Annotated in this window: 11 protein-coding genes; 6 read left to right on the top strand and 5 right to left on the bottom strand. The window is 67.9% G+C overall.

The window, feature by feature from the left end; genetic code table 11:
• Positions 1-47 precede the first annotated feature (47 nt).
• Entirely contained in the window at positions 48-2,513 is a 2,466-nt protein-coding gene (galA, locus tag BRESU_RS10320) for a beta-galactosidase GalA (protein ID WP_013269491.1), read from the bottom strand.
• A gap of 371 nt (positions 2,514-2,884) precedes the next feature.
• Here galA and BRESU_RS10315 point away from each other — a divergent pair, with 371 nt between their 5' ends.
• Positions 2,885-3,556 (top strand): Crp/Fnr family transcriptional regulator, encoded by a 672-nt coding sequence (locus BRESU_RS10315; protein ID WP_013269490.1) that lies wholly within the window; start codon positions 2,885-2,887, stop codon positions 3,554-3,556.
• Here BRESU_RS10315 and BRESU_RS16930 read toward each other — a convergent pair.
• Genes BRESU_RS16930 through BRESU_RS10300 form a run of 3 tightly spaced genes read right to left on the bottom strand, consistent with a single transcriptional unit; the run spans position 3,553 to position 7,398 of the window.
• Entirely contained in the window at positions 3,553-5,148 is a 1,596-nt protein-coding gene (locus tag BRESU_RS16930; protein WP_013269489.1) for a tetratricopeptide repeat-containing protein, read from the bottom strand. The two genes, BRESU_RS10315 and BRESU_RS16930, sit on opposite strands and share 4 nt — an antisense overlap.
• A 10-nt stretch (positions 5,149-5,158) precedes the next feature.
• Complete coding sequence (locus BRESU_RS10305) at positions 5,159-5,770, bottom strand: nucleotide synthetase (RefSeq protein WP_156796148.1); 612 nt, start codon at positions 5,768-5,770, stop codon at positions 5,159-5,161.
• A 26-nt stretch (positions 5,771-5,796) separates the two neighbouring features.
• Positions 5,797-7,398, bottom strand: a complete 1,602-nt coding sequence (locus BRESU_RS10300) for a toll/interleukin-1 receptor domain-containing protein (RefSeq protein WP_013269487.1) — start codon at positions 7,396-7,398, stop codon at positions 5,797-5,799.
• Between the two features lie 140 nt (positions 7,399-7,538).
• Between BRESU_RS10300 and BRESU_RS10295 the strand changes: the two genes are divergently transcribed.
• The 5 genes from BRESU_RS10295 (at position 7,539) to BRESU_RS10275 (ending at position 12,257) form a co-directional block, all read left to right on the top strand.
• Entirely contained in the window at positions 7,539-8,438 is a 900-nt protein-coding gene (locus tag BRESU_RS10295) for a hypothetical protein (protein ID WP_013269486.1), read from the top strand.
• An 834-nt stretch (positions 8,439-9,272) separates the two neighbouring features.
• Positions 9,273-9,707, top strand: coding sequence for a DUF2231 domain-containing protein (locus tag BRESU_RS10290; RefSeq protein WP_013269485.1), 435 nt, complete (start codon positions 9,273-9,275; stop codon positions 9,705-9,707).
• Entirely contained in the window at positions 9,704-11,005 is a 1,302-nt protein-coding gene (locus BRESU_RS10285) for a PQQ-dependent sugar dehydrogenase (protein ID WP_013269484.1), read from the top strand. Before BRESU_RS10290 ends, BRESU_RS10285 begins: the two co-directional genes overlap by 4 nt.
• 44 nt (positions 11,006-11,049) lie before the next feature.
• Positions 11,050-11,748: a cytochrome c oxidase assembly protein gene (locus BRESU_RS10280; protein ID WP_013269483.1), complete on the top strand. Its 699-nt coding sequence runs from the start codon at positions 11,050-11,052 to the stop codon at positions 11,746-11,748.
• Positions 11,745-12,257, top strand: a complete 513-nt coding sequence (locus BRESU_RS10275) for a CopD family protein (RefSeq protein WP_013269482.1) — start codon at positions 11,745-11,747, stop codon at positions 12,255-12,257. Before BRESU_RS10280 ends, BRESU_RS10275 begins: the two co-directional genes overlap by 4 nt.
• On the opposite strand, the gene BRESU_RS10270 is transcribed toward BRESU_RS10275, so the two are convergent.
• Entirely contained in the window at positions 12,227-12,739 is a 513-nt protein-coding gene (locus BRESU_RS10270; protein WP_013269481.1) for a DUF2231 domain-containing protein, read from the bottom strand. The genes BRESU_RS10275 and BRESU_RS10270 overlap by 31 nt on opposite strands.
• Positions 12,740-12,747: the final 8 nt, after the last annotated feature.

The following is a 12,747-nucleotide window of genomic DNA, read 5'->3' as shown; positions in this document are numbered from 1 at the left end:
GATGCCGCCTGTTTCGGCGGCATTCCTGATTGAACGAGTGCCTGTACTCACGCGGCGCGAAGCTGGAGGGTGGAGGGTCGCAGGCCCGGCGCACGTGCCGTCACCGTGATCGACCCGCCGGTTCGGTCGGTCTGGAGGATTGCCTGGGCCAGACCGTTGAAGGTCAGGCGGGTCGTCGCCCGGTCGGCCTCGTGGCTGACCGGATTGCCGTTGCCGACGCCGATGATCCGGGCGGGCCCCGAAACATCGAAGGTCACGGGTTCCGCGGCCGCAGGGACCGGACGGCCCTGCGCGTCGAGGATCTCGACCTTCAGCATGGACACGTCCTGGCCGTCGGCACGAAGCCGGGTCCGGTCGCCTGTCAGAGCGATGCGCGACGCCACTCCGGCCGTTTCACGCCGTACCGGGGCCAGGGCGCGCCCATCCTTGAACCCGCGCGCCTCGATCACGCCCGGCGCATAGGGCACCGACCACTCCAGATGCCGGTTCGCAACCACGTCCTTGGACCCCAGGGAGCGGCCATTCAGGAACAGCTCCACCCGGTCGACGTTGGCGTGGACCCAGACGGGGATGGCTTCGCCCTCGCGCCCTGCCCAGTTCCAGTGTGGAAACAGATGAACCAGCGGCTCCGGCCGCCACCAGGCGCGGTAGTACCAGTAATTGTCCTTGGGGAATCCGCAGCTGTCCATCGCCCCGAAATAGGAGGCGACGCTGGGCCAGCGGTTGAACGGCGTCGGCTCGCCACGATAGTCGAACCCGGTCCAGATGAAGCCGCCGGCGATATAGGGGCGCTCGGCCGCGAGGGTCCACCACGCCTCCGCCGTCGACGCCCACCAGGGATGTTCGGTGTCGTAGGCCGGCACGATGTGTCGGGCGTCATCGCGGACGTATTCGCCGCGTGTCTGGACCGTCGAACCCGTCTCTGAGCCGAGGATCGGCTGGGTGGGGACGCGGGCGTGATAGCCCTCCATCAGCGGGGTCCGATAGTTGAAGCCTAGGATGTCGACCGCCGGCGAGACGCCCTCGCCGAAATCCTGGTCCAGCGCTGCCGTCGTGGGACGGGTCGGGTCCAGCTGGTTGATCAACCGGACCATGGTGGTGGCGATCCGGGCCCCTCGCTCCGTGCCCTGGATCGCCTGCTCCTCGTTGCCGATCGACCAGGCGATGACCGAGGGCCGGTTGCGATCGCGCCGGACGAGGGCTTCCAGCTCGGCCAGGGCCGCGTCGTCGGACGCCATCCGGCGGGTCTCGGTGATGACCAGGATGCCCATCGCATCGCAGGCATCCATGAGTTCGGGTGTTGGCGGGTTGTGCGACGCGCGATAGGCGTTGCAGCCCATCGCCTTCAGCTGTTCCAGTCGCCAGACCTGCAGGCGGTCCGGGATCGCGGCACCGACGCCTGCATGATCCTGGTGGCAGCAGGCCCCCAGAAGCTTCAGAGGCTGGCCGTTCAGGAAGAAGCCGCGCGCAGCGTCGAACACAGCGGTCCGCACCCCGAACGGCTGCTCGTAGCGGTCGACCAGCCGCCCATCGACACGGACCTCGGCGATCAGGCGATACAGGTGCGGCGTCCCGGTGGACCAGAGCCTGACGCGGTGCCAGGTCAGCGTCCTCTCGACCTGAGCCTCGTTCCAGCCCGCCAGGGTCGTCGTCGCCGTATCTTCGGCGACCTGGACGCCATCAGAATCGACCACGCGCATGTCGACCTGACACACGGCCTCGGGATCAGCCTCGTTTTTCAGGTCGATCACGACAGCGGCCCTGGCGTCCGTACCGACGGGCTCGGCGCGGACCATCACGCCCCACTGCGGCACGTGCACCGGGTCGGTGGCGACCAGCCAGACATGACGATACAGGCCCGCACCCTCGTAGAACCAGCCTTCACCGAGGCTGGCGTCCACGCGGACGGTCAGCACATTCAGCTCGCCCGGCGCCGCGATGTCGGTGATGTCCACACGGAACGGTGAGTAGCCGCCTTCGTGCTCGTGGACGATGAAACCGTTCAGCAGGACGACGACGTCGCGGAAGGCGCCGTCGAACTCGAGCGACAGCCTCTTGCCCGCCAGATCAGCGGGCAGGTCCAGTGTGTGTCGATACCAGCCCACGCTGGTCTCGGGGTGCTCGCGACCCAGGGGTTTGAAACCGTGCGCGGCCTTTGGATCGTCCTCGCCCACGGGCGGCGGGTTCGGGTTGGCCACGAAAGGCAGATCGATGGCCCAGTCGTGCGGGAGTCGTACGGATCGCCAGCCACTGTCGTCGAACCCGGCGGCTGCCGCCGATGCGACCTTCCGGCCTGCCTTGGCATAGGTCGCCTGATCGAGACCGAAGTCAAAATCGCGAGCCGGGTCCTGGGCATGGCCGAGCGCGAAACGCCAGTCGTGGTCCAGTCTTGTCCGGCGGGACGATGAAGCCTGGACGGCCTGCGCCGCTTCTGCCGGCGCGAACGCGCCGAGCGACAGGGCGGCGACCGCCCCGGCGGATCCCTGAAGGATGACGCGACGGCTCGGCCTCATGCGACAGCCATGGACGCCGTGGCGTCACCGCTGCGATCCGCAATGTCTTCGAACTCGATCATGGAGCCTTCGACGTTCCCGCACGCCAGTACCCGACGCTTGGGCGCCAAGAGGCTCCACCGGTGGCAGATCGTCAACCATTTTCATCACAACAGGTGAATATATTTTTATGGATGAACGTTCATAACTGGCGTCACGCGAGCGGTTGGGGGCTCCATGACGGGCCGGCCCTGAGGCCTCCCCGCCTCGTGATGCCACTGAAAGCCGCGCGTCGTCGGGAGGCGCTGCCCGCGCTGCCTGGGCCCGTGCTGATCCCTTGCACAGGCCGGTGATTTGCCGGACGCTGGCGGCACAATCCCGGCGGAGCGTCCATGATCGTTGAGGGGACCGATCTACACGAGGCCATTCGAGCCGCCCTGGGGTGCTCGCCGGATGTGGCGCGGGCCGTTGCCGTCCATGCGAACGCACGCCACTACACCGCACAGGCGCAGATCCTGCGTGCCGACGACCGCGCCGAGGCCGCCTGGCTCGTGATGGTGGGCCGCGCACAGGCGCTGGCCTACACCGTCGACGGTCAGATGGTTCTGATCCATGAGTATCGCGTCGGTGATCTCTTCGGGGCCGTCGGGCCCGCAGAGGTCTGGCCCGTCGAGGCCGCAGTGATCGCCGCCGAACCGACCAGCGCCGCCTGCGTGCCTGCCGCGGATTTCGTCCTGCTGGTGGATCGGCATGGATCGCTCGGCCTGCTTCTCGTCGGTTCGCTTCTCAGACAGCTGCGCGCGACCAGCATGCGAATGATTAACCGCACCACGCTGTCGGCGCCCGGCCGGGTGTATGCCGAACTTCTGCGACTCGCCCGGCTCGGGGACGGGAAGACGATCCGGCCAGCCCCGGTGCATGCCGCCCTTGCGGTCACCGTCCAGAGCACGAGGGAAACCGTGTCCCGGGCCGTCAACGCACTCGAACGGCGCGGCATCGTGCGCCGTGAGAACGATACGCTGCTCATCGTCGCGGCACAGCGGCTCGAAGAGATGGTGATCTAGGAGCCGGCCCTGGCCAGGGCGTACAGGGCGATCACCTGTTCTCCGTTCGAGAGCTCGCCGACGTAGGCGCATTCGCCGCTCGCGAGTTGAGTCCAGCCATGCAGGGCGGTGGCGAAGCTCTCCGTCACATGAACGGCCCCGGGAGGGGTCGAGGCCAGCAGGTCCGCCGCCCGACCGGCATTCGGTCCAAACAGGACGGGCGGACCTTCGAAGGGGTTCTCGGCCAGCTCCACCACGCCGTAATGGCCGGCAATACGGGGGCCGTCCGGCCAGAACGCGCGTTCGATCCGATCCGCGGCACCCGCCGCGCCCGCCGGGTCTTCGAAGGCGAGATGAAGCACGCCGCCGGCAAACATGGGCGTCGTCAACGGTCGAACGGCACCGGCCAGCGCCTCGACGGCGCGTCGCAGGGAATGGACGGGACGTCCGCTTCCGTCCGGATCCTCGAAAGCGACCGCAAGCATGGCCGCCAGGACCCCGTCGCCCGGCCCCTCGGGAAGCGGCCGGCCCCGCCGCGCCCCCCGGGACGGCGCGGGCGGGTCCAGCCGGGTCTGCCGGCGTCCGCTGCGGCGCCAGTGCGCGCCGATCATGTTCGTTGCGCTGGCCGCATTGTCCGGATCCGTCAGCAGCAGCTGGATGGCCTCGCTGGCCAGGGAGGCGGCCTTCATCACCGCCTGGCCCATGGCGATCTCGGCCGCCAGCCGGATGTGAAGCATGGTCGTGGCGGTCAGCGTGGGGTCAACCACCGAGACACTGGTGGCCCGTGCCAGAACCGTATCGAACCGCGCGGGCCAGTCGCCTCCCAGAGGGGCGGCCGACTCGGCCCTGAACACGGCTGCCGGCGCGGGCAGGACCAGATGAAGCTCGGCGTCGCGGGCCAGAACGGCCTCGGCCACGATCACGTCTGCCCCGCCCGCGAGGGCACCCCAGGCGAATCCAACGTTTTCCTGATCCAGCAAGGCGTCGATGCGGGCCCGCAGGGCGGCGTCGTCGTCGACGCCCAGATGGCCCGCGAAATGCAGGCTGCGGGGCGGGCGCAGCGCGGCCATCCATCCGGCATCCCCGCCCACGGCGTCCAGGATCAGGCCGAACTGCCGCAGGGTCGAGGCGTGGTCTTCCCAGGCCTCGGGAGCCAGTCGGCACGCCGCCACCAGCGCAGCCCGCGCCTCTTCCAGTTGTCCCAGAAGCAACAACGCCTCCGCGCGTGTCGCCCCGAGATAGTATGAGGTTTCGGGCCCGGTATCCCCGGCGTCCAGCTTGGCGAGCACCTGCCGTGCCCGCTCCTCGGCCTCTGCGCGCTCTCCGGCGAGCAGGGAGAGGGTGGCAGCGTTGATCAGGTGATAGGTCGTCCCGCTGAGGGCCGCAGCCCGGGCATAGGCGTCGCCCGCCGCCTGCCACAGACGGGCACGCTCGGCCGGACCCGCCCGCCGCGCCTCGTCCTTGAGCAGACGGCCGTGCACGCTGAGCGTGGCCGCGTCGTCGGTGACCGCCCCCAGGCCCGCCTCATCGAACAGCCGTTTCGCCCGATCCAGGGCTCCGGACCGGGCGAGGGCGATGATGGCGGGGAGGGAAGGGGGAGGGGTACGAGCCAATACGCGATCCTCACGCATCCTCGAGGGACGGATCGCGGTCCAGGGGAAACGGAAACCGCCCCCCGTCGTTCGGGATGTCCGGGTCGACCAGAAGATCCGTCAGCCCCACCCCGGACAGGTCGATGTTGCAGATGAACCTCTGGTGCTCGTTCGTGCGGCGCGCGTTCACCCCGAAATAGATCAGCCGACAGCCGTCGCGCGTCGGGCCCTTGCCATCGGCGATCGTCCCATCGGACATGACGTGCATCAGACCCCAGTTGGCAGCCTTGTGGTCGGTCGAGGTGGTGATCCCGGGCGCGCCGGGGGTGAACTGCCACTTCTCCGACGGGTCGAGTTCGATGACGAGCCAGCACTGCTCGCTCACAAAGATATTGATCGGGCGCTCCTGGGCGGGATCGTCGCCGGCTTGCCGATAAACTGCGTCGGCCGGAGGCAGCGGCCGACCCTTCACCCGTGCAGCGATGAACGCGTCGATGTCCGCACCGTGCATGACATGACTGCCCGGATTCGGGACCACGCGCTCCCCCTCGGGTCGGGTCCGGTCGTAGGTGTAGCAGGTGTAGACGATCTCTGAGGGAGTGAACTCGAAGGGCCTGTCCTTCGGCAGTTCGACGCCCGGCACGATCTTCGGGGCTTCCGGTTCGTTGCTCATTGCAGTCTCTCCCTCTCCATCCGTTCCAGTACGACGAGATTGTCGACTGTCTTGCCGCGTAGCGTCGCCCATTCCGCGTTGTCGGGGTCGTGGGCGACCATCGCGTCCGCTCTCGCCAGCGCCTGATGGAACCGCTGGCGCGCCAGGTCGGGGCGGCCGGCGGTGTACTCCAGCGAGGCGAGGGCCCGGTTCAGGGCGACCTCGTGCCATCGCGCCTTCATGTCTTTCGGGTCTCGGGCCAGCAGACGGCGAACGATGACTTCCTGGGCGAGCCGGAGCTCCCGCGCCTTCGCGTCGTCGCCGTTCTCGCGCCAGGCGTCGGCCAGCCAGGCGTGCCGGTTGGCGAGTTCCAGATCGTAGGCGTCGGGATCGCCGGCCGCCGCCGCGGCGGCTTCCATCCGGGCCAGAGCGATACGGCAATCCGCCAGCGCCGCCGCCGGCCGTATCGGCGCGGTCAGGGCGAGACTGCACAGGTTGCCCCGGGCGAAGCCGGCCTCCTGAAGGTATCGAGCGTTCCGGGGTTCGCGGACCACCAGCCGCTCGGCCAAATCGCTGTAGGCCTCAAGGGCGGTTCGCGCGTCGTCCTTGTCCGCCTGCAGCAATGCCAATTCGCCGACCGCCTGTTCGCTCTGGGCATGGCCCCACATCCGGTCGGGATTGGCAGGATCGGCGGCAAGCAGGGCGGCGGTGGTGCGCCGGGCCTGCACAAACCGCCGCATCGCCGCTTCGCGCTGGCCCAGCTCCTGAAGGTCCGCGCCGCTCATCAGCAGCACCCGTGCGCATCGTTCGAGGGACCCGGGCGGCAGGCGCCGCAGGTCCTGCGCCTCGCAGTATTCCAGCGCGCGGGTGTTGACCGCGTCCATCGCGTCGAGCCGGCCGACCCTCTCAAGCGTCTCTCGCAGATCGGTGAGCATGAACTCGACCATTCCCTCGGCTTCGGCGCGCTGGCGCTCGGCTTCGCGCCGGGCCCCGATGGCCGTGGCGGTTAGCAGGGCCATGACTAGCATTCCCGACAGCGCCATGGCCGTGACGGCCGTCACGGCTCGCAGCCGGCGCTGGGCGTCGCGCTGGACCAGTTCATCAAGACCGACCCCGACGACGCCGGCGACCAGTTTGAGGAAGCCGAGGCGGGGCCCGTCTCCCGCCGGCTGAAGGTCTGCCGCCAGGGGCTCGCGCACGCCATGGTCGCCGTCGCCCTGCAACAGAGAGGTGGGGAAGGACTCCGCCGGCGTTCCCGCGATCAGCGCGGCCAGCACGGGCCGGTCCGGGTGCAGCGACCGGAACAGCGCGACCTCGCGCGACACCCACAGTGACTGGCGGGCGGCCGGCGTGCAGACCACGATCAGACAGGCCGAGCCGGCCAGCGCCGCGCGCACCTCGTCGGTCAGACTGTCGGCGGCGGGCAGATCCTCTCGATCCCGAAAGATGGGGCCGAGCCGGCGGGGAACGACACCGCGTGGCGTCGTGCGGCCCACCAGCCGCTGCGGCACCTTATAGCGCTCCAGACGCCGGTGAAGCCGGCGGCCGACCGTCGCATCGCGATGGCTGTAGCTGATGAAGGCCCGATACCGCGCAGGCTCGCCACCCCCATCGTCCATCGTCGCCCTCCCGCACCGGCACGCTGCCAGAGACCGGCGTTACGCACAACCGGGCCGTGATGGCGGTCACGGACGAGGATGGCGGTGGGTGATCAGTTGCCGTGTCGGCGTTCCGCCGCTTCATTCCAAAGGAGACAACCATGCGTGACACCCTAAAGAGCGCGCCCGCGATCACCGCTGCCGTCGGCGATATCGTCATCAACGATCTTCTCGATCAGCTACCGTATCCGTTCACGGTGCAGCTTCCATCCAGCCGCGACGGTGCGCCGTCGGAGGGCGACTTCCCTTCCGAATATGCCTGGGCTCTCGACGATGGCCGTACTGACGCCGTAGAGGACGAAGCGGACATCGGCAGGGCCATCCTCGTCGCGGCCATTAAGGGTTATCTGGAGGCTGACCAAGTCGGAGCTCCGGACCCGTCGGACCGCGAACTCTACGACCTAATCGCCGCGCGGGTCGGACAGTCTCCAGGCCGAACCGAGAGTTCGGTTATGTCGGCGCTCGAGGCGGATAGCGCGGCTTTCGCCCGCGCTTTTGCCGACGCCTTGGCGAGGGTCGCCTCTGTCAGCATTCAGTGGGTGAAGGTGACGGTTGTGCGTCGGCCGTTGGCCACGCTGGGCAATCCGCTTCGTATCGGCAACCTGAATCTCAAGGTGCAGGCCAAGGTTCGAGCCTGCATCCGTATCTTCGGCCGCAGAATCTGTACGGATGTCACGTCGCCGAACGTAGAGTTTCAGGCGCAAGAGGTCCGCATCGACCTCCAAACGCGTGGGCTCCAGATCTGGGCGGTGCCCTCGATCAAGAACATCGATCTGGTGATCCGCGTCCGGATTCTGGGCGTATCCTTCACCTTCACGATAGGCGTGACAGGCGTGGTCAACGGTCTGCTCAAGGACAGAAGCGTGATGGTCTTCGACGCCACGACGCTGCGCTTCCCCTTGCCGACACTGAACCGCGCCTTCGCCGTAACGGCTGTGGAAGTCCCCGCAACGACCGGGGCCACCACCGTCAACCTTTCCGGCACCTATACGCCGCTATGACGGCGGCCCAGACGTAACGGCCGTAACGGCCACTGCCCGCCGAGAGTAAGGAACTGGCGGCAACGCATTTCTTGCTTCCGGACGGGGAGGGACGCCTGCGGGGAGGCCTGAGATTTCGCTGGAGATCGGCCGACTATGATCCGGCGATGATCGCTTCACCGTAGGCGCCTTCGTCGGCGTGCCATTCTCCCTGTATGCCCCGGCGGGAAAGCTTTAGCCCGCGTCAGTAGCAACGCTTTACCGAGCGGCGGCGAGGACGGTTGTCGATGCGAAATCGGTCCGTGGCGATGCCAGTAATCCGTAACTTTCCTAGACGCCATCATCGCCACGATCGAGTGCCGGTTGGCGGCGGCGGCGGCGGCGGCCCACAAGTCGCTGCAGATAGAGACGGTTTCCGGGCGAATGTGCGGTGCTTTCAGTCAGATGCGAACTCGTCTGCAACTGACGTGCAATGATCCTCCGAACCGGCACCAGCGGACCCGCTTTGGCTGCCGGCCGGCATCGAACGCGCGCGGCAGTCTGGAAGCTTCTTTGCCGGTAGAACAAAACCGTCGCGGCACAACGACTTCAGCGATCTCAAAATCTCCCTCAACGTCAACTGCTGTCGCTTCGATCGAGGGGGCATGCCTGGCCCCTCATGTCGAGCGGCGCCGGTTCTGGTTCTTACCGGCCGGCATGAGAGCCCGCTTCGGGGCGAGAGCGTCCAAGCCCTCCCACTTGCGCGGCGTAGGGAAGCCCCCCGACGTCTCGTCGGGGGGCGCACCCGATCGGGTGAACCATTCGGCCAACCAGGGGTTCGGTCTGGAGCGCCGCGGGCGGAACTAGGAGAAATCGATGCGTTTCACACCGGCCTCAGGCGCGGGTCCCAATCCTTTGCACGCGATCTTGCTCGCCTTCCCGGTGGCACTTTTCCCAGCTGCCCTGCTCACAGACATCACCTATCTCAGGACCGAGGAGATGCAGTGGACGAACTTCTCAGCCTGGCTGATCGCCGGCGCTCTGGTGTTCAACGGTCTGGTGCTGGCCTGGGCCCTGGTCTCCTTGGTGCTCAGGTTTCGCACGGGTGAGAAACTGCGCAGCGCGATCTACGCCGGGCTGCTGGCGGTGCTGTTCCTGGTCGGTCTGATCAATGCGTTTCAACACAGCCGTGACGCCTGGAGCTCGGTCGGTGGTCTTGGGCTGACGCTCTCGATCTTCAGCACGCTCCTCGTCCTGGCCGCCGCCATCGTCGCCCATACCCACGTCTTCAGCCGGGAGGTTGCCCGATGACCCGTCTCATGGTCAGCGCCACCGCCCTCCTGATGGCCCTGTCGGCCTGCAGCCGGAGCGATCCGGACCTGCAGGAAACGGGGGCCCGTCCGGATATCCCGCCCCTGCGCGAGACCCTCGTTCCGGCCATGAAGATCTCCCAGCCGACCGGCTGGGGCGACCAGGTCCCGACCGTGCCCGATGGCTTCGTCATCACGGCGATGGCCACCGACCTGCAGATCCCCCGGCAGATGATCGTACTGCCGAACGGCGACATTCTCGTCGCCGAAGGACGTGGCGGCAACGCGCCGCCGCTGCGGCCCAAGGACGTGATCGCTGGCGTCATCAAGAAGACGGGCAATACCACGGTCGAGAGCGGCAATCGCATCTCGCTGCTGCGCGACGCAGACGGCGACGGTCGCGCCGAACTGAAGACCGTCTTCATCGACAATCTGAACGCGCCCTACGGCCTCGCCTTCGTGAACGGGACCCTCTACGTCGCCAACCAGGACGCGCTGGTCAGCTTTACGTACCAGGAGGGACAGACCCGCATCACCGCCGCGCCGCAAGAGCTGACCAAGCTCCCGTCGGCCATCAATCACCACTGGACCAAGTCCCTTACGGCCAGTGCCGACGGCCAAACGCTCTATGTCGGCATCGGCTCGAACAGCAATGCCGGCGAGCGCGGCATGGCGGTCGAGGAGGAACGCGCCGTCGTTTGGGCCATCGATCGCCAGACCGGGGCCCACCGGACCGTCGCGCGCGGCATCCGCAATCCCACCGATCTGGCCATCGAACCCGCCACCGGTGCCCTGTGGGCGGTGGTCAACGAGCGCGACGAAATCGGACCACAGGCGGTGCCGGACTATCTGACCTCCGTGCGGGAAGGGGGCTTCTACGGCTGGCCCTACAGCTATTGGGGCCAGAACATCGACCCGCGTCCGCGGCCGCTCAAGCCCGAGCTCGTCGCACAGGCGATCGCCCCGGACTATGCGCTGGGCGCCCATGTCGCCGCCCTCGGCCTGTCCTTCGTGACCAACGGCGGCTTCGGCGGCGCGTACAGTCAGGGAGCCTTCATAGGCGAACACGGCAGCTGGAACCGGCCCGATCCGTCGGGGTACAAGGTCAGCTGGGTGGCGTTCGTGAACGGCCGGCCCACGGGTCAGCCCATCGACTTTGCCACCGGGTTTCTGGGCGCTGACGGCAAGGCGCGCGGACGGCCCGTCGGCGTGACCTTCGATCCGGCGCGGCGCGTGCTGTTCATCGCCGACGACCTGTCCAACACGGTCTGGCGGGTCGCACCTCGGGGAACGCCGTGAGGTCAAGGGCGTTGGTCGACAAACTCGGACGATAGCGGCGGGCGATGAACGTGACCTATTGCGGACCCCCGCCCTTGCCGGGTGGGCTCGCGTCCAGCTTCAACCTGGATCCGGTCCTGCTGGTGGCGCTTCTGGCCACGGCCGTCGCGCTCCGGCACCAGAAGGCGGGTCTGGTCGCCGTCGGGGTGCTCGCCATCGCTCTGGTGTCGCCCCTGTGTGCCCTGTCGTCGGCCCTGTTCTCCGCGCGCGTGGTTCATCACATCCTGCTCGTCGCCGTTGCGGCTCCGCTTCTCGCGGTTGCGATACCGGCGCGGAGAACGCCCGGGATCGCGCTTCCTTTCGGGGTCTCCACCGCCGTGTTGTGGGCATGGCACCTGCCCATGGCCTATGACGCCGCCCTGGCGAACGTTGCCCTGTACTGGGTCATGCAGCTGTCTCTGCTGGGCAGCGCGGTGCTGTTCTGGCGCGCGGTGCTGGCCGAGGGTCGCTCGCCCGTGGACCGGCTGGCCTTGGTGGTCGCCGCCTTCGCCCAGATGGGGCTGCTCGGCGCCCTGCTGACCTTCGCGCCCGCGCCGCTTTACGCGGCCCACGCTTTCGCGCCCCTGGCCTGGGGGCTGACCCCGCTGCAGGATCAGGCCCTCGGCGGAGTCATCATGTGGGTCCCGGCCGGCATTCCCTATGCGGTGGCAGCCATCTGGATCGCGCGGCGGAGCTGGGTTCAGCTCAGGGCGGCCAGTGCATGAACGACTGGCTGGTGCCCGCCGTCCCCCTGTTCAAGGCGGCCCACATCATCGGTCTGGTGATCTGGTGCGGCGGCCTGCTGACGCTGCCATTGATGCTGACGCGCCACGACCCGGCGATCTCGGTTCAGGACTACCGGACCATCCGCACCGCCTCGCATCTGACCTACACGATGATCGTGACCCCGGCCGCCGTGATCGCGGTCATCGCCGGGACCTGGCTGATCTTCATGCGCGAGGTCTATGTGCCGTGGATGTTCGCCAAACTGGCCTTCGTGGCCGCCCTGGTCATGGCTCACGGCTGGATCGGCCACATCGTGGCGAAGATCGGCGAGGAGCCCAGCGAGCATACGCCGCCCCCGGCCTGGCGGCCCATCGCCCTGGTGCTGGTGCCCATGTTTGTCATCCTGACGCTGGTGCTGGCCAAGCCGGTTCTGGACTGGGTCGCCTTCCCGGACTGGCTGTCCGAGCCCAGGGGCGGTCAGCTCTTGTTCGACACGCCCAGACGATAATCGAAGACCAGTTTGCCGCCATGCCAGCCCGTCACCGCCACCACGCCGACACACAAGGCCGACAGCAGAATGCCGTACGGCAGCACCGCGGCCTCATAGCCGTAAAGGCGGTGACCCCAGTTGGCCCCGAGCAGGGCCAGCAGGGTCACGGCGATGATGAAATGCGTCCAGGCCGGGGCGCGGGCCCGGATGCCCGACACCATCAGCAGCTCGGCCGTGCCGGAGAAGCCGGCCAGCATGCCGAACAGAAAGCCGGTCCCCGCGGACCACAGGGCGGCGCGGGCCCAGAAGGCGTCGCCGGTCCACCAGTAGAGGGCGTCCGCCCCGAAGGTGCAGAAGGTCAGGGCCACCGGAAAGGCGACGCTCATCGCATGGATCGGGTGCCCGAAGACGGCGACGCGCGACTCGGTGGCCGAAAATCCCGCGGTGGCGGCGATCGGATCGATCAGGGCGTCGGATTCTTTTTCGATGTTGTCGGTCACGGGTCGTC

It is taken from the genome of Brevundimonas subvibrioides ATCC 15264 (genome assembly GCF_000144605.1).
In the GTDB taxonomy this organism is placed as follows: Bacteria; Pseudomonadota; Alphaproteobacteria; order Caulobacterales; family Caulobacteraceae; genus Brevundimonas; species Brevundimonas subvibrioides.
Note: the sequence above shows the minus strand (reverse complement) of the source record. Positions and strands in the feature narration are given on the sequence as shown.

What these genes read in the sequence shown, in the direction of transcription:
- galA (WP_013269491.1), bottom strand. Translation starts at nt 2,513, where the DNA reads ATGAGGCCGAGCCGTCGCGTCATCCTTCAGGGATCCGCCGGGGCGGTC.
- BRESU_RS10315 (WP_013269490.1), top strand. Translation starts at nt 2,885, where the DNA reads ATGATCGTTGAGGGGACCGATCTACACGAGGCCATTCGAGCCGCCCTG.
- BRESU_RS10300 (WP_013269487.1), bottom strand. Translation starts at nt 7,398, where the DNA reads ATGGACGATGGGGGTGGCGAGCCTGCGCGGTATCGGGCCTTCATCAGC.
- BRESU_RS10295 (WP_013269486.1), top strand. Translation starts at nt 7,539, where the DNA reads ATGCGTGACACCCTAAAGAGCGCGCCCGCGATCACCGCTGCCGTCGGC.
- BRESU_RS10290 (WP_013269485.1), top strand. Translation starts at nt 9,273, where the DNA reads ATGCGTTTCACACCGGCCTCAGGCGCGGGTCCCAATCCTTTGCACGCG.
- BRESU_RS10285 (WP_013269484.1), top strand. Translation starts at nt 9,704, where the DNA reads ATGACCCGTCTCATGGTCAGCGCCACCGCCCTCCTGATGGCCCTGTCG.
- BRESU_RS10280 (WP_013269483.1), top strand. Translation starts at nt 11,050, where the DNA reads ATGAACGTGACCTATTGCGGACCCCCGCCCTTGCCGGGTGGGCTCGCG.
- BRESU_RS10275 (WP_013269482.1), top strand. Translation starts at nt 11,745, where the DNA reads ATGAACGACTGGCTGGTGCCCGCCGTCCCCCTGTTCAAGGCGGCCCAC.